14 protein-coding genes are annotated in these 16,320 nt (G+C 70.8%); all 14 read left to right on the top strand.

Features of this window, described 5'->3' with window-relative positions:
- The first annotated feature begins 44 nt into the window (after nucleotides 1-44).
- The 14 genes from MICAU_RS30625 (at nucleotide 45) to MICAU_RS30560 (ending at nucleotide 16,317) form a co-directional block, all read left to right on the top strand.
- A complete protein-coding gene (locus tag MICAU_RS30625; protein ID WP_013289232.1) occupies nucleotides 45-1,250 on the top strand; it encodes an FAD-binding oxidoreductase in 1,206 nt (401 codons plus the stop codon).
- Nucleotides 1,247-1,936, top strand: coding sequence for a hypothetical protein (locus MICAU_RS30620; RefSeq protein ID WP_013289231.1), 690 nt, complete (start codon nucleotides 1,247-1,249; stop codon nucleotides 1,934-1,936). The genes MICAU_RS30625 and MICAU_RS30620 overlap by 4 nt, the downstream gene beginning before the upstream one ends.
- 209 nt (nucleotides 1,937-2,145) lie before the next feature.
- Complete coding sequence (locus MICAU_RS30615) at nucleotides 2,146-2,406, top strand: hypothetical protein (RefSeq protein WP_152748329.1); 261 nt, start codon at nucleotides 2,146-2,148, stop codon at nucleotides 2,404-2,406.
- Between the two features lie 11 nt (nucleotides 2,407-2,417).
- Nucleotides 2,418-3,863, top strand: coding sequence for an APC family permease (locus MICAU_RS30610; RefSeq protein ID WP_013289229.1), 1,446 nt, complete (start codon nucleotides 2,418-2,420; stop codon nucleotides 3,861-3,863).
- Between the two features lie 286 nt (nucleotides 3,864-4,149).
- The gene (locus tag MICAU_RS30605) at nucleotides 4,150-4,923 is read left to right on the top strand and encodes a hypothetical protein (protein ID WP_235437570.1); all 774 of its coding nucleotides are present in this window, start codon (nucleotides 4,150-4,152) and stop codon (nucleotides 4,921-4,923) included.
- On the top strand, nucleotides 4,920-6,125 hold the full coding sequence (locus MICAU_RS30600; RefSeq protein WP_013289227.1) for a histidine decarboxylase: 1,206 nt from the start codon (nucleotides 4,920-4,922) through the stop codon (nucleotides 6,123-6,125). The genes MICAU_RS30605 and MICAU_RS30600 overlap by 4 nt, the downstream gene beginning before the upstream one ends.
- Nucleotides 6,126-6,171: 46 nt before the next feature.
- Nucleotides 6,172-7,302, top strand: a complete 1,131-nt coding sequence (locus tag MICAU_RS30595; RefSeq protein ID WP_013289226.1) for a class II histone deacetylase — start codon at nucleotides 6,172-6,174, stop codon at nucleotides 7,300-7,302.
- Between the two features lie 259 nt (nucleotides 7,303-7,561).
- Nucleotides 7,562-8,413, top strand: coding sequence for a hypothetical protein (locus tag MICAU_RS32830; RefSeq protein WP_161801645.1), 852 nt, complete (start codon nucleotides 7,562-7,564; stop codon nucleotides 8,411-8,413).
- The gene (locus MICAU_RS30585; RefSeq protein WP_013289224.1) at nucleotides 8,410-9,180 is read left to right on the top strand and encodes a class I SAM-dependent methyltransferase; all 771 of its coding nucleotides are present in this window, start codon (nucleotides 8,410-8,412) and stop codon (nucleotides 9,178-9,180) included. The genes MICAU_RS32830 and MICAU_RS30585 overlap by 4 nt, the downstream gene beginning before the upstream one ends.
- A gap of 350 nt (nucleotides 9,181-9,530) precedes the next feature.
- On the top strand, nucleotides 9,531-10,760 hold the full coding sequence (fxlM, locus tag MICAU_RS30580) for a methyltransferase, FxLD system (protein WP_013289223.1): 1,230 nt from the start codon (nucleotides 9,531-9,533) through the stop codon (nucleotides 10,758-10,760).
- A 48-nt stretch (nucleotides 10,761-10,808) separates the two neighbouring features.
- Complete coding sequence (locus MICAU_RS30575) at nucleotides 10,809-11,003, top strand: FxLD family lanthipeptide (RefSeq protein ID WP_235437568.1); 195 nt, start codon at nucleotides 10,809-10,811, stop codon at nucleotides 11,001-11,003.
- Nucleotides 11,004-11,096: 93 nt separating this feature from the next.
- Nucleotides 11,097-14,210 (top strand): lantibiotic dehydratase, encoded by a 3,114-nt coding sequence (locus MICAU_RS30570; RefSeq protein WP_013289221.1) that lies wholly within the window; start codon nucleotides 11,097-11,099, stop codon nucleotides 14,208-14,210.
- A complete protein-coding gene (locus MICAU_RS30565) occupies nucleotides 14,207-15,376 on the top strand; it encodes a lanthionine synthetase C family protein (protein ID WP_013289220.1) in 1,170 nt (389 codons plus the stop codon). The genes MICAU_RS30570 and MICAU_RS30565 overlap by 4 nt, the downstream gene beginning before the upstream one ends.
- Nucleotides 15,377-15,393: 17 nt before the next feature.
- Nucleotides 15,394-16,317 carry a thiopeptide-type bacteriocin biosynthesis protein gene (locus tag MICAU_RS30560; protein WP_049794855.1) on the top strand — a complete coding sequence of 308 codons (924 nt, stop codon included), beginning with the start codon at nucleotides 15,394-15,396 and terminating at the stop codon, nucleotides 16,315-16,317.
- Nucleotides 16,318-16,320 lie beyond the last annotated feature (3 nt).

Here is a 16,320-nt window from a genome sequence, read left to right as displayed (position 1 = left end):
CGGCGAGCGGCTCGGCAGTCTTCGCCTCGCAGGTGGCTTGAGCGATGGCTGACCTCGAGTTGTCGTGGGCAGTCGCCTTGGCCGCTCACGGTCGCGCCAGTGATCACTTCTGGTCGTTCATGGAGGACAGGAGCGCACGTTTTCTTCCGCAGCAGCTCACGCCGATGTTTTTCTCGACGCTTGGGCAGATGGTGGCTGGTCGCGGAGATCCAGCCGCTCGGCGTGCTGCGTTGTCAGTGTTGGGTCGGATGTACCGGCGTCTCGGGCTGTATCCGTATCACGGCACGGTGGTTGCGGCGGCGATGGTGGATACGGTGCGGCGGTTCGGGGGTGCGAGCTGGGAGCCGGATCTGGCCGGCTACTGGGAGGTGGGTTGCCGCCGGGTGCTTCGTCTGGCTGAGCGGGCGGCGGGGGCGTTGGGCGATGGGCCGCACGTGACGGTCGCCGAGGTGTTGGAGTGCGAGGCCGCGTCTGACGGCGTCGCGGTCTTGACTGTTCGGCCAGCGCGTCGCGTTCGTTCTTTGCCTGGTCAGGCCATGCCCGTATGCACACCTCGGGTGGCGGGGCAGTGGCGGTGGTTTTCGCCGGCGAATCCCGCTCGTGCGGACGGCACGGTGGAGTTTCACGTGCGTGCGGTCCCGGAGGGTTTGGTCTCCTCGGTGCTCGTCGAGCGGGTGACTCCGGGGGAGGTGCTGTGGCTGGGGCCGGCGCTCGATGTCGGGCTGTCGCTGGAGCGGGCCGGTGATGCTGACCTTCTGTTGGCGGCAGGTGGCACGGGTCTTGCGCCGCTGCGCGCGCTGGTTGAACAGGTCGCCGCATCACCAATCAGGCGACGGGTGACCTTGGTGGTGGGTGCGCGGACGCTGCCCGATCTCTACGACGCGGTAGCGTTGGACAAGCTGCAGCAGGCGCATGGTGACTGGCTGACGGTGGTGTTGGCGTTCTCTGACGACCGTGATGTTGAGCCGGCGGCGCAAGGGGATCTGCTCAGCGCGGCGCTGTATCACTACCAGCCGGGGCAGGCGGTCTACGTCTGCGGCTCATCGCGGTTGATCGAGGCGGCGCAGCAACGTCTCCCCCCGGCGGGCGTTCCGTCGGAAAGTCTGCACGTCGCCGCAACCTTTCAGCGCGCGCTTGATTCGGCCCGGCGGATGTCCCGGCAACGGGTGGCACACGCTGCCGAGTCGGAGGTGGCGGACGCGGATGATGGAAACAGCGGCCCGAGCCGATCCGCGAGGGACGCGACATGATGCCTTCGGGGACGGCGGTCCGCAGCGCGACCAGTGAGGACGTTGAGGCGCTGTCGGGGGTCGTGATGGATGCGCTGTTGGCCCAACCGACGGCCGCCTGGCTGGTCCCGGATGCAGGTCAGCGTTCCGGTGTTCTGCGCCGCTACGCACGACTTGTGCTGACGCGCGGGTTGGACGAGGGCCAGGTTGCCGCGACCGACGACCACTCCGCTGTAGCGGTTTGGTATTCGCGGTTGGAGCCGCCGGTGCCGGCTGCGTGGTGGGTGTACGACCTGCAACGGATCCTCGGATCGCACGCACCCCGGTTCGCGTTGCTGCACGCCTACGTCGATGCGGTGCTTCCGCATACGCCGCATCACTACCTGGCTCATCTCGCGGCTGGTCCCGGGCAGAGCGGTGCTGCAGGTGCCTTGCTGGCCAGCTATCACCGCAGGCTCGACGCGGAGGGGCTGCCGGCGTACGCGGAGGTCAGCGGTGCCCGGCCGCGAGACAGCGTGTTCGCTCGGCTCGGGTATGAGCCGCGGTCGCCGGTGTTGTTGGAGCCCGGCGGTCCGGCGCTGTGGCGGATGTGGCGGCCTGCTCCTGGCGACCGTCGGTCCGACGGGTTGCCGTGCCGCGTGCGCGCGCATCGCTCCGCTATGCCGCTGCGTCGTCGTGCCGTGCCGGCGTCACCTCGTTCTCCCTGATCGTCCGACCACCCCGTGGTTGAGCACCTGCTGGCGATGACCTCGCTGGCTCACCCTTTCGCGCCCTGCTATCGAAGGAGGCATCCCTCATGCTGTCCGCTCTGACCCGTATACGAGCCTTGGCCCCGCCACGGTGCAACGCCGGACGGTGGCTGCCACCCTGGCCGTCCTCTGCGCGTGTCGATGCCGCCGTGACGGACGCGGGAGACGTGACGTCGGACGAGTTCGCGTGGGGGTATGCGATCCGACGGGAGTGGGCCAATGGTTCTCACGACCTGTTCGGCTTCACCCCCGATGTCGAGACCGCGCAGCGGCGGCTCGACCGTGACCGGAGCTACTGGCGCGGCGGCCCGGTACGTCCGGCGGCGGTGTTTCTCGTCCCAGCGAATGCGGCGGACGTGAGCAGGCATCCGGTGGATGGCTGCCGGCTCTCGTGTTGCCCGGATTTGGTGGAGCGGGGGCAGCGGTGAGCTCGACGCACATGCAGGTGGCGCTCGCCCGACGAACGCTGACTCCTGTCGGGTTGTGGGTGTTCGGGGCGGCGGCGTCGGCGCCGACGGTGGTGCTCGCCGGAGGCATCGTCGCCACCTACGCGACCACGCGGGTGACGGCGCTGCCACTGGTGTTCGTGCTCGTCGCGGCGGTGGTGGCGTTGCTGGCGGTGGGGTATACGGCGATGGCCCGGCAGGTGGGACACCCGGCGGCCTACTACGGCATCCTCGCCAACAGCCTCGGGCGCGGCTGGGGTGTCGCCGCCGGCCTGGTCGCCCTGGTTGCCTACAACGCTATTCAGATCAGTCTGTACGGGTTGGTCGGGGCGACGCTGGCCGGGCAACTCGGTGGGGCCTGGTGGGTGTGGGCGGGCCTCGCCCTGGCCGTGATCGGGGCCTTCGGTACGCGGGCGATCGTGCTATCCACCCGGGTCCTGGTGGCCGTGCTGGCGGTGTCGCTGCTGATCGTCGCCGCGTTCGTCCTTGCAGGTGTGGGGCAGCCGGCTGACAGCGGGCTGTCGTGGGCGGGCTTCGACGCCTTGGGGCTGGCGGTCAGCGGCGTCGGCGGCGCGGTGGCCTTCTGCGTGGCGGCGTTGATGGGCGTTGACGCCCCGGGATCGATGGTCGAGGAGGCCGTCGACCGCCGGTCGGTAGGCCGGGCCACGATCGGCGCGGTGGTCGTCCTCGGCGGCGTGTACGCCCTCGCGGCGTGGGCGATGGGCGTGGCGGTCGGCCCCGACGCCGTCGGCGAGGTGGCTGCCAACCCGGCGGCAGGGCTGCCGTTCTCGATCCTGGAACGCCTCGGCGGTGGGTGGGTGGTGCTCGCGGAGCTGGTCCTGATCCTCGCGATCCTCACCTCGAAGCTGGTCTTCCACAACGTTGTCGCCCGGTATGTGTTCGCCCTGGCGCGCGAAGGCGTCCTGCCCGCCGCTCTCGCGCGCACCGGCAGCACGGCCCGGGTCAGCGCGCCGCGCGGCGGCTCGTTGACGCAGACAGCCATCGCCTCGGTGGTGGTGGGCGCGTTCGCGCTAGCTGGCGCTGAGCCGATCGCGGTGATGTTCACGTGGCTGTCGACGCTGGGGGCGATGGGCCTGCTGTGCCTGCTGCTGGCCGCCTCTGTCGCGGCGATGGTGGCACCGGCGAGCGTGCGCGGCCCACAGGCCGGCGCGTGGGAGTGGCGGCTCGCACCCGCGTTGGGGGTGCTGGGCGGGCTGGTGCTGCTGGGACTGATGGTCGGCAACGCCGGCTCCCTGCTCGGTGCCGCGCCGGGTTCGCTGTATCCGTTCCTGCTGCCCACGATCCTCGCCGCCACCGCCGTCCTCGGCGGGGTGTGGGCGGGGCATCTGCGGCAGTCCCGTCCGGACGTCTACGCCGGTATCGGCCGTGGCACCCCGAGCACGCACGCCGTTCCCGACGCGATCAGCGTCTCGATCTGACAAGGGGGCGACGATGATGACCCACGCGGCCACACCGCCTCCAGGCAGGCACTACAGCGTCGAGCAAGCCGAAGCCGGATGGCGACCGGAGCACCCGCAGACGGCACCGCCCGCCGTGCCGATGGAACACCCGGCGTACGGGTTAGGGCCTGCCGCTCACCCGCCGGGGCCTACCGCCCCCGCGCCGGGGCCCGGCTACGGGACGGCGCGGATGCCGGCCGACTACTCGCGAACGCCGGAGACCATGCTTCCCCCGCCCCCGTCCGCGCAGCCCATGCACCCGACCGTGTCGGCTCCGCCGTACGAGCACGTGCCTGTCGATGACAGGGTGCCGCCGGAGGTCCGCCGCTGGGCCGACCTGCGCAAGCAGGTCGCGTACCGGTGCAAGCGGATCAACACCGGTCACATGGTCGAGGCGGATCAACGGTTCGGTGGGCGTGAGGCGCTCGGCCCGCACGGGGTGGTGTTGTTCTTCGTCTCCGACGCGCCGGGCGAGCCCCACGGCTACCGGCTGCACACCGCCTACCGGCTGTGGCTGGCCTCCCCAGACGCGGACGACCTCCCGAGGTTGCTGGCGGACCTCGACGGCGTAGCCCGGGACAACATCACCCGCGCAGCCTCCGCGCGGCGCCGCTGGCATCCCCTCGGCCCCGAGGGCTCGATGGTCAACGGCGGGGACATGAGCCTGCCCGAGCACGCGACCTACGTCGGTGCCGGGGTCAGCACCCTCGACTCCGACCAGGGCCGCTGGTACCAGCTCGCCCACACCCTGCGAGACCTACCCGCCACCGGACACCGCCTGTCGGTCTTCGACCTCAAAGGTCAGGCGTACGTGCTGCTGACCGACGGCACCGCCCTGCACATCGACCGCGACCCGCACGCGTGCCTGGGCGTGGACGGCATCCGCTGCAACCGCACCCTCGACCCGGACCGCGTCACCTACTACAACCGGCACGAGAACCTCACCGAGGACGGCGACGACGCCACCCGAGCGGTGTGGCGGCACCTCGGCGCGCTGCACCACACCCTCACCGCGCACCTTCACGGGCTGCCGGCGTGACCCACACTCTGAACCTCCCTGACGCCGCGGACCTGAGCCGCGCGCAGATCGACATCACGGCCGTTCTCGATCACCTCGTACGCGAGGCCGACGCCGCGGCGGCCACGAGCATCGGATTCCCCGGCGCCGTGGACCTCGACCACACCGAGGTCATGACCCGCCTCGGCGGCAGGCTGTGGAACAACATCGGCGACCCCACCGACACCGGCGGCGTGGCCCACACGCGGGCCCTGGAACGCGCGGTGATCACCTGGGTCGCTGACCTGCTCGCCATGCCCGCCGACGACCGGTGGGGCTACGTGAGCAGCGGCGGCACGGAAGGCAACCTGTCCGCCCTGCACGCCGCGCACCGGCGTGACCCCACCGCCCGCATCTACTACTCGACCGCCGCCCACTACTCCGTACCGAAGGTGGTGCGCCTGCTCGGAGCCCGAGGCGTTTCCGTTCACGCGCAGCCCGACGGGGAGATGGACTACACGCACCTCGCCGCACAGCTACGCAGGCGGCGTCGCTGGCCCGCCATCGTCGTGGCGACCGCCGGCACCACCATGACCGAGGCGGTCGATGACACCGGCCGCATCCGCGCGGTCCTCGACGAGCACCACGCGGGCGGGCACCTGCACGTCGACGCCGCCCTGTCCGGTATCCCCCTGGCCCTCGACGGGCGGCTGCGCCTCGATGACGCCAGCGGCATCAGCAGCATTGCGGTATCGGGTCACAAGTTCTTCGGCGTTCCCACCCCGTGCGGGATCGTGCTCATCCGCGACCACCTGCGCATTCACGGTAGCCGTGTCGCCTACACCGCCATGGCGGACACCACCATTACCGGTTCTCGGTGCGGGCTGGCTGCCGCGCTGTTGTGGCACGCCATCGCCACCCACGGCCGCGAAGGGCACCGGTGGCGGGCCACCGCAGCCCGCCGCCTCGCCGCCTACACCACCGACCGGCTCAACGCCGCCGGCTGGCCCGCCTGGCGACACCCGCACGCCTTCACCGTCGTCCTACCCACCCCACCCGGGCAGGTACGCAGGAAGTGGCTGTTGGCCACCGACGGCGACACCAGCCACCTCATCTGCATGCCCGGCATCACCCGAGGACAGATCGACGCCTTCGTCGCCGACCTCGCCGCCGCCCCCGCACCGCCACCGATCCCGCGACCCCGGCCCGCGACGCCAACACCCACCAGCGTCCCCGCGCACTGACCCGTCCCGCTTCGGCACCGGCCCCGACTAACGAAGGGCACCCACCATGACCACCGGCTACGTCTTCCATCCCGAGTACCTGTGGCACGACACCGGCACCAGCGCCGGCCTGCTGCCCGCCAACCCGGCCGCCGGTATCCCACCCGCCGCGCACATCGAGAATCCCGAGGCCAAACGGCGGGTCCACGAGCTGATCCACGCCTCGGGGCTGCTCGGCGAGCTGATGAGCATCGAGCCTCGCAGGGCCACCGTCGCGGAACTGCTGCGCGTGCACACCGAGGCGCACGTGCAGCACATCAAGGCCCAAAGCGATCTACGCGCCGGAGGCGACGCCGGAGACGGATTCTCCCCGGTCGGGCACGGCAGCTACGACATCGCCCGCCTCGCCGCAGGCGGGCTCATCGAACTCGTCACCGCCGCCGTCCACGGCGACATCACCAACGGCTACGCCCTGCTACGCCCGCCCGGACACCACGCCACCGCCGAGGCCGGAATGGGCTTCTGCCTGTTCAACTCCATCGCCGTCGCCGCCCGCCACGCCCAAGCCGAACTCGGACTGGCCCGCATCGCGGTCGTGGACTTCGACGCCCACCACGGCAACGGCACCCAATCGATCTTCTACGACGACCCGAGCGTGCTCACCATCAGCCTGCACCAAGCCGGGTGCTTCCCACCCGACTCCGGCTGGACCCACGAAAACGGCACCGGCTACGGAACCGGCTACGCCCTCAACGTGCCCCTACCGCCCGGCAGCGGCCACGCCGCCTACCTGTCCGCGATGCACCAGGTGGTCCTGCCGGTGCTGGACCGCTTCGCACCGGACCTGATCCTGCTCGCGGCGGGCTTCGACGCCAACGTATGGGACCCCCTGGCGCGGCAAATGCTCACCGCCGCCTCCTACCGCGAAATGACCCGGCTGCTCATCGACGCGGCCGACCGGCTCTGCCACGGCCGGCTCATCGCCGCCCACGAAGGCGGATACAACCCCTGGTACGTCCCCTACTGCGCCCTCGCGTTCCTCGAAGAACTCGCCGGCACCACCACCCACGTCACCGACCCGCTCGCCGCCGTCGTCGCCGGCTACGCCGCCGAGCCCCTCACACCCCAGCAGCAGGCCGCAATCAGCGAGGCCGCGCAGCTCGTATCACGCCTCGGCACGCCCGTCACGGCGAGTTGACGCCAGGTAGGACGTCATGAATTCCGTACCCCATAGCAGCCAGAGTCGTTCACGTCAGGGTGTCGCCGCCGCGCCTGGTGCCCAGCCCGGCGACGTACACACGCGCACGACGGCGGCTCGGACACCCGCCGTGGCGGGCAGCCGGCGGACAAGCCGCAGCGTCGTGGCTGTCCTTGCCGCAGCCCTCGCCGTAGGCTGTGTGCCCCCACCGGCTCGCGGACAGTTCCCGCTACTGGCCTCACCGCCACACGGCTGCGGCGTGCCGATGCCGAAGGGCTACCTCGTCGGGATCACCCGCACTCCACCGCCGACGAGGCTGCGGTCCGGCCAGCCAGCCCGCCCGGTCCTGCTCGACCTCGCAGCCCGGATCACCCCGGATACCTGCGATGCGGTCGAGGGCACCTACGACGTGGTGTACCACCGTGCCTGGTTCAACAGCGGCGGTGAACCGAGCATGCGCGACGTCGTGCGCTGGTACGCCGACGACAACTCCGGCGCGGAACTGGCACAGCGGTACCCACCCCTGACCCGTCACCCCAACCTTCGCCGCGACTTCTGGCCGTCCGGATGGCTCCACGACAAGAACCTCTTCCGGGCCTACCACAGCACCGACTGGCTCCTAGCGCAGGCACACCTGCAGACCTCCCGGCGTAGCGAGAACGCGGCGCTCATGGACGGTCTAGCCACGCTGAACACCTGGCACAACCCTGGCCCGCTGCGACGCGGCCTTACCGCGTGGGTCCTCGCCGACACCGCCGGCCTGACCGCGCATCCCGACACGCTCGACCACGCCGGTCGCTCCGGCATCGGCATCCGCACGATCAGCGGTGACGGCCGGGAGCGGTACCTGCTCATTCTGCACCCGAGCACCGGCGCTGTCCTGGCCTACGAGCACGCTCGCCTGACGTCCGCCGGCTGGCGGACACGCTCCTACCTGCTCCTGCTCACCCGCACCTACTCCCCGGGCCGATGGTGGGAGCCGCCGCCCGTCGACCCCACCGCACCCCCGCCGCCACCACTGGACCGGCGCGAGATGCCCCGCGCATCCCCGGTAGTGCTCACCCTCGCCTACACGCCCTGCGAATCGGATCGACAAGGAGCATCGGGATGACGACAACCCACAACGGCCGGCTGCGTCCGCCACAACTGCTCGAACTGCTCGACCCAACCATCCGCCACGAACTGGACCGCCTCGAGATCCGGCCCGGCCACCGCATCCTGGAAATCGGCGCCGGCACCGGCGAGATCACCGCCCTCCTGGCCCGCCTCGTCGGGCCAAGCGGCAGGGTCACCGCGGTCGACAAAGACACCAGCTATCTCGCTCCGACCGCCGTCATCGACGTCTACCAGCGCAACCTCGACGGTGACGAGCTGCCCGGCGAAGCCGACACCTTCGACCTCGCCGTCGCGCGGTGGCTACACGGCGCCCTGCCCGACTCCAACGCCGTGATTCGACAGATGATCGACCGGCTGCGTCCCGACGGCTGGCTTATCTTGGCTGACCTTCCTTTCACTCCCTCTCGGGTTTTCCGCCGCCCGCACCGCGAGGACGCCGACCTGATTCAGCATCTCGTGACGAGGATCTACGGGCTCGTCACCGATCCGGGCGGACGCGCCACCTGGCCGAACGACGTTCCCGAGCTGCTCGTCGCCAACGGCATGAAGACCGTGTGCACCCACCGAAGCATCGAGACCTGGGCCGGCGGCGGTCCCGGCTGCCGAATCCTCGCCGACGCGGCCGAACACCTCCGGCCCCTGCTGATCCAGCCCGAACTCAGCCACGCCGATCTCGGCCGATTCATCGACCTCATGGCCGACCCCGGCGTGCTCCTCGGCTCGTACGAACGCCGCGCCGTGCACGCCCACAAGGGGACCTGAACCAATGAGGCCCGCCGCGCCGGCGAGGCGAGCCGCTGAGCCACTTCAGCCTCCCCACCCGCCGAGCGCTGAGCCTCCAAATGGCCAGGGCTGTAGGAGACCCGAAATCCATCAGCCCTCACCCGTAGTCGCCGCGAGGCGGCTACCTGACCGGCCGCCGTGACCGGGGTGTCCACGGGATGGTCGGTCACGGGCCGGCGGCAGCGGGCACCCCCGTCCCCCTGCCGCCGGCCCACCCGGACCCGATAGCACCGCTGGCCGCACCGTCGATGCTGTCCTGGCCGTTGCCAGCGGAAAACAGTGTTCCGACCCGACCCGACCGACCCGCTTCGAGGAAGAGGAAGTAGCGAGTGAGCCAGACAGCCGACACAGGATTCGCCGCCGACCGCGCCGCCGAGCTGCGCGCGGCTCTCGTGGGCGACCTGCGCGCCCAGGGGAAAATCACCTCGGAGGTGGTGGAAGCGGCGGTGCGCCGGGTGCCGCGCGAGCGGTTCATGCCCTCCGACACCGACCTCGACGTCGCCTACGGCTTCGACAACTCCGTGGTGACCAAGCGCGACGAGCACGGTGTGGCGATCTCGTCGGTGTCCGCGGCCTACATTCAGGCGCGGATGCTGGAGCAGGCCGACCTCGCGGCGGGCATGACGGTGTTGGAGGTCGGCTCTGGTGGGCTGAACGCCGCGTACCTCGCTGAGATCGTCGGGCCGCAGGGTCGGGTGGTCAGCGTGGACATCGATCCGGAGGTCACCGACCGGGCCGCGACCTTGCTGGAAGAAAACGGCTACGGCAGCCGAGTGCGGGTCCTCGTCGCCGATGCCGAGCACGGCGTGCCCGGTGAGGGACCGTTCGACGCGATCATCGTCACCGTCGGGGCGTGGGATATCGCCCCCGCCCTGCTCGACCAGCTCCGTGAGGGCGGCGTCATCGTCCTGCCGCTGATCATGAACGCGGTGACGAGGACGATCGGGTTCCGCCGCGACGGCGATCACCTCATCAGCGCGTCGGTGGAGGTTGCTGGGTTCGTACCGATGCAGGGTGCCGGCGCGCGCCCGGACCGGGTGTTCCTCCTGCCCGACGCGAACGGCCGGCACGTCCGGCTGTTGTTCGACTCCGATGTGCCTGACCGGCTGGACCGGCTCGATGGCGTCCTCGCCATGGAGCGCACCGAGCTGTGGTCCGGTGTGACGATCGGCAACGGGGTGTCGTTCGCCGATCTGCACCTGTGGTTCGCGTGGTTCCTGCCCGGGTTCTGCCGGGTCGCGGCCGACGAGGGAACCGACCTGGCCGCCGAACGCCGTTGGTTTCCCTTCGGTGTCGTGCACGGCGCGGGCTTCGCCTACCTGGCGGTGCGACCCGCGACCGAGGGGGAGGGGTTCGAGTTCGGGGCCCGCGCCTTCGGCCCCGACGGCGAGCGAGCCGCCGCCGCGATGGTCGAGCAGATCCGGGCCTGGGATCGCGACGGGCGCCACGTCGAGCCCCGCTTCGGCTACTGGCCCTCCGACAGCGACCACACGCGTATCCCCGCCGACGCCGCGGTCATGGACAAGACGCACGGCGTTATCTCGATCTCCTGGTCCTGACGACCAGGTGGCACCACACAACCCCTGTAGGGAAGGAGAGTGATGTCGATGGCTCCGCCGACTGCGGTCCTCGACGCCCCGCCGATCGACGCCGAGGTCGTCACCGACGACGACTTCGTGCTCGACATGCGGGTGATCGAGGCGACCACGCCGCTGGTGATCATGGCCTGCAGCACGAGCGACGGCTGCGGCAGCACCTGCAACACCAGCGCCTGCGCCACCTCGTCGTACGACCCGGCCTGACCACCAGGCCCCCGCAACACCTCTGTGCCGCCGGAGCCCGTGCTTCGCGGGCTCCGGCGGCCATCCCCCCTTCCCTGCGGCAGGAGGCGTCGAATGCTGCCCCAGCGCACCTTTGAACCGGTCGGCCCGGCGTTGGTCCGGGCCAGCACCGATCCCGGCAACCTCGGTCCCGAACCCGGGCCGGACCTCATCGGCCCTGCGGCGAGCACCGAGGCCGGTCTCGCCTGGCTGGCCGGCCAGTGGAGCCGACCTGACGTCCGGGACGCCATCTCGATAGCCAGCCCGCACCTGGCCCGCCGCGTCGACCAGCTCCTCGCCGCCGACGCGTCCGGCACGACGGCCGCCGCCGTGCGTCGGGCGGTCCTCGCTACCTGCGGCTACCTGCTGCGCTGGCAGCGACGGACAACACCATTCGGGCTGTTCGCCGCCGTCACGACCGCCACCGTCGGCCCGGCCTCCGCGACGTTCGGAGACAAGCATCGTGCGGTGGCACGGGTAGACGGCGAATGGCTCACGTGCGTTGTTGACCGCTTGGAGGCGCATCACGCTCTGCGGCGGCGGCTGTTCGTGGTGGCCGACAGCGCCGCCGTGGTGCGCGATGGCCGCGTCATCGTCGCCGCCTGGCCGCCGGTGGGGCAGCGGACGCCGGGAATGCTGCGTGAGACGTCCACCAGGAACACGGCAGCGGTAAGGCTGGCCCTGCAAGTCGCTGCGTGGCCGATTCGGTTCGATCGGCTCCTCGCACAGATCATGCACGAGGTGCCTCATGTGGCGGTCGCCACCGTCGAGGCGATGTTGCACGGCCTGATCGATGGAGGCTTCCTCATCACCAACCTTCGCCCACCCATGACCGCCGTGGACGGCCTGACCCACGTCATTGACGCCTTGCACAGCGCCGAGGCGGCCGAGCTGCCCCAGGTGACGGCCAGTCTCGACCAGCTCTGCGCGATCCGCCAGGAGCTGGCGCGCCACGATGCGCAGGTGGACGGCTCGGAGGCGATGCTCATCCGAGCTGCGGTAACCGAGCCGATGACCGTGCTGGCGCCGAACGCCGAGCACCAGCTCGCCATCGACGTGCGCCTCGACGCACAGATCAGCCTCCCGCCGCCGGTGCTGGCCGAAGCGGCGCTCGCCGTCGACCTGCTGCTGCGCCTGAGCACTCAGCCCTTCGGATCGGTGGCGTGGCTGGACTACCACGCCCGCTTCCGCGACCGTTACGGCCCCGGCGCGCTGGTACCCGTGCGTGACCTGCTCGCCGACTCCGGCCTCGGCTACCCGACCGGCTACCTCGGCGCACCCCGCGCCCGCCCCGCCTGGCGGGTCATCACCGAACGCGACACGCACCTGCAGGCGCTGATTCAGCAGGCGATCCTCGACAACACTGGCGAGATCCACCTCACCGACGCCGACATCGAGGCGCTCACGGTCGGCGATCACCACACCGCCGTCAGGCCGCCCCGAGTCGAGCTGGCCTTCGCCGTTCACGCCACCGCCGCCGACGCCATTGACCGGGGCGAGTTCACGGTGCAGGTCACCGGCGCCCCACGCACCCCGTCAAGCATGGCCGGCAGATTCTCCTACCTCCTCGAACCGACCGAGCAGGAGCAGGTCACTGCCTCGTTCAGTACCCGCGGTCGGGACGCTGACGAGGAATTGGCGGTGCAGGTGTCGTTCCCGCCCCGGCTTCCGCGCAACCAGAACGTCACCCGCGTCGGCCGAATCCTGCCCTTCGTGCTTCCGCTGTCCGAGCAGCCCGACTGGCCGGACATCAGCCTGGACGACGTGGCCGTGACAGCCGACAGCGAACAGATGTACCTCGTCCACCAGCCGACGGGTCGCCGGATCGTCCCGCACATTCCGCACGCCCTCGACACCATCGTGCAAACCCCACCGCTTGCCCGGTTCCTCGCCGAGGTCGCCGACGCCCGCAGCATCGCCTTCGGCCCCCTCGATCACGGCGCAGCCGCCCGCAACCTGCCCTACATCCCCCGCATCCGCTACCGCCGCGTCATCCTTGCCCCGGCGCGCTGGCTGCTGAACGCCGCTGATATACCGCCCCACACGCCACCCGGCGCAGGCGACACCGAGGGCCGGTGGGATGCGGCTCTAACCGAGTGGCGGCGACGCTGGCGCGTGCCCGCCCGCGTGGTGGCCTGCCAGAACGAGCTACAGCTGCCCCTCGACCTGGACAGTCCGCTCGACCGTGCTCTCCTGCGCGCCCGACTGGGCGGCGCCGAACGGCTCGAACTCCGCGAAGACGCCCCCGCAGACGGCTACGGCTGGACCGGAGGCCACCCGGCCGAATTCCTCAGCGCGATGACACCAACCGCGCCGCCGGCCCGACGACTACCGGTCACCGCACCCCCGGGTGACACGCTCCGGCCTGGCACCTCCACCTTCATCCACACGCAGATAGCCGGCAACCCTGCCCGGTTCGACGAGCTACTCACCACACACCTACCCCGGCTGGCTGACCGGCTCGCCGGCCTCGGCCTGCAGCGCTGGTGGATCAGACGGGACCGCGACACCATCCGCGTCGAAGCCGACCAGCGCCTGTCCCTGTTCCTCCGTCTCAACGAACCCGCCGCGCACGCCGCCGCCTGCGCGATCCTGGCCGAGTTCGCCGCCGACCTCGCCCGTCGCGCACTACCCGCCCAACTCATCTTCGCCCCGTACCACCAGCATCCCGCCCGCTACGGCCACGGCCCCGCCCAACATGCCGCCGAAGAGGTCTTCGCTGCCGACACCACCGCCGCCATCGCTCAACTCCGCACCGCCGAGCAGACCGACATACCCGCGCAAGCGCTCGCCGCAGCGTCCATGGCACGCCTGGCTGCCGCCTTCGCCCCCGACCCGGACACCGGATACGGCGCCCTGCTGGCCTGCCTCCAACAAGCCGCGGCACCAGCGGAGCGCACGATCACTGACCTGGCCCGCCGGCTGGCCGACCCCACCACCGACTACCGCAGCGTGCGGGCTCTGCCCGGCGGGGACGCCATTGCCGATGCCTGGCGGGCCCGCGACCACGCCTTGTCGGCCTACTACGAGCGTCTGCTGCCGCAGCGCGACCCCACCACCGTGCTACGGACCCTCCTGCACGAGCACCACGTGCGTGCTGTCGGTGTAGACCCCGACTTCGAGCGCGCCACTAACCATGCCGCGCGAGCGGCGGCGATGCGCTGCCTGGCAGCGGCAGATACCCGATGACCGCCGCCACCGAGCAGCCCGTCACCGCAGCGGATGAAGCCGATGGGCAGTCGCTCGCCACCGGCGGGGTCGGCGTCGCGCTCCTGGCGATCGAGCGAGCGCTCACCGGCACTGGCGACTGGACAGCCGCGCGTCATCTCGTCGCACAGGCCACTGGCGATCGCGTTGACGCTGGTCGCCACGCCGGTCTGTATTACGGGGCGCCGGCCATCCTGTTCATGCTCAACGCCGCCACCGCCGACGGCCGCGACCGGTACACCGCCGCCCGACAACACCTCACCCCGCACGTCCGGCGGCTCGTCCGCGACCGCCTCACCGACGCGGACAATCGCCTCCGACACGGCCAACCCGCCACGTTTAACGAGTACGACCTGTTCTACGGCCTCACCGGGCTCGGCGCACTCCTGCTGCGGGACCTGCCTGACAGCGACGAACTCGGCGACTCGCTGACCTACGTCGTAGGGCTCACCGAGCCCCGCACCGACGACGGACAGCAACTTCCCGGCTGGTGGGTCGACCACGACCCCGATCCGCTCATGCCCACTCCGGGCGGCCACGCCAATTTCGGTATGGCCCACGGCGCCGCCGGCCTGCTGGCCCTGCTCGCCCTCGCCACGCGCAACGGCCGGCAGGTCAAGGGGCAGGAGGAGGCGATTGAGCGCCTGTGCGCCTGGTTCGACCAATGGCAGCAGGACACCACCCACGGACCGTGGTGGCCGCAATGGCTCACCCGCGACGAACTACGCGCCGGCCGGTTCAAACAAGAGGTACCTGGTAGGCCGTCGTGGTGCTACGGCGCGCCCGGCATCGCCCGCGCCCTCCAACTCGCGGCTATCGCCACTAACCAACCCGACCGCCAGGTAGCGGCCGAGACCGCCCTCGCGGCCAGCATGACTGGGCCTCAACTCGACCGGCTCACCGAACTCGGCATCTGTCACGGCCTGGCCGGGCTCTACGCCACCGCGCACCGGGCGGTCCGCGACGCCCGCACAGCCGACATCGCCGCCCAGCTCCCTACGCTCGCTGAACGCCTCAACCAGCGAGGCCCTAGCCCTGATCACCCCGGGCTTCTCACAGGCCAGTCCGGCTGGTCCCTCGCGCTAGAAGCCGCGCGTACGAGCACGCCTCCCCGCACCAGGTGGGACACATGTCTACTGATCGCCTGACCGTCAGCCCGCACCGGATGGCCGCTCTCGTGGAGGCGGTCCTCGCGGGAACTCCGATGGCCACTGCGGCTGCCGGGGCCGACGTCGACGTGGACGACCTCGACGCCGCCGTGCAGACCTACCGCACCGCCGGACTTACCGCTCTGCAACGCCGGCACGACGACACCTGGCAGCAGGCCCTAATCAGGCCGATCGACTGGAACACCGCCGAGGCCGTGTTCCGGTCGAGCCTCGCCCCGCACCTCGATCGACTTGGTGGCGGGCAGGCCGGCTGGTGGTTCCTGCGCAAACATCCGTACTGGCGGTTCCGGATCCGCGCCGCTCACCACGGAGCCGTTCGCGCATTGCTCGATGACCTCACCGCCGACGGTGTGACCGCGGGGTGGAAGCCAGGGATCTACGAACCCGAAACCGCCGCGTTCGGCGGAGACACCAGCACGGCCATCGTGCATGAGCTGTTCTGCGCCGACAGCCGAGCCGTCCTCAACTACACCCGACACCACGCGCCACTGATCGGCCGCCGCGAGCTGTCAGTGCTGCTCATCCGAACCCTGCAGCACCACGCGGGACTCGACTGGTACGAGGCGGCGGACATGTTCGACCAGGTAGCCCAGATGCGACCCGTCCCCGCAGCCGCCGACGCGACCCGCATCGACCGACTCGCCGCGCAGATGCGGCCCCTCCTCGCGCTTCCGGCGAACGCGCGCACGGCGATGTTCACTCCCGGCGGACCTCTCAGTGACGCCAGCGGCTGGCAGGCGGCCTTCGCCGCAGCGGGCCAACAGCTCGCCGACGCGACCCACGCCGGACGTCTCCGCCGAGGCATCCGCGCCGTCCTGGCCCAGATCGTGATCTTTCACTGGAACCGGCTCGACCTACCAGCCCACGCACAAGGAATCCTCGCCCACGCCGCGACCGCCGCCATCCTGCCCAGGAGTTGAACC

The sequence above is a fragment of the Micromonospora aurantiaca ATCC 27029 genome (assembly GCF_000145235.1).
GTDB classification, from domain to species: Bacteria; Actinomycetota; Actinomycetes; order Mycobacteriales; family Micromonosporaceae; genus Micromonospora; species Micromonospora aurantiaca.
This window is presented reverse-complemented; position numbering and strand designations above follow the sequence as displayed.

Excerpts from the sequence above, each read along its gene's own strand:
- MICAU_RS30565 (WP_013289220.1), top strand. The coding sequence starts at position 14,207 with ATGACCGCCGCCACCGAGCAGCCCGTCACCGCAGCGGATGAAGCCGAT.
- MICAU_RS30575 (WP_235437568.1), top strand. The coding sequence starts at position 10,809 with ATGGCTCCGCCGACTGCGGTCCTCGACGCCCCGCCGATCGACGCCGAG.
- MICAU_RS30570 (WP_013289221.1), top strand. The coding sequence starts at position 11,097 with ATGCTGCCCCAGCGCACCTTTGAACCGGTCGGCCCGGCGTTGGTCCGG.
- MICAU_RS30620 (WP_013289231.1), top strand. The coding sequence starts at position 1,247 with ATGATGCCTTCGGGGACGGCGGTCCGCAGCGCGACCAGTGAGGACGTT.
- MICAU_RS30595 (WP_013289226.1), top strand. The coding sequence starts at position 6,172 with ATGACCACCGGCTACGTCTTCCATCCCGAGTACCTGTGGCACGACACC.
- MICAU_RS30560 (WP_049794855.1), top strand. The coding sequence starts at position 15,394 with ATGGCCGCTCTCGTGGAGGCGGTCCTCGCGGGAACTCCGATGGCCACT.
- MICAU_RS30585 (WP_013289224.1), top strand. The coding sequence starts at position 8,410 with ATGACGACAACCCACAACGGCCGGCTGCGTCCGCCACAACTGCTCGAA.
- MICAU_RS30625 (WP_013289232.1), top strand. The coding sequence starts at position 45 with ATGGCTGACCTCGAGTTGTCGTGGGCAGTCGCCTTGGCCGCTCACGGT.
- MICAU_RS30610 (WP_013289229.1), top strand. The coding sequence starts at position 2,418 with ATGCAGGTGGCGCTCGCCCGACGAACGCTGACTCCTGTCGGGTTGTGG.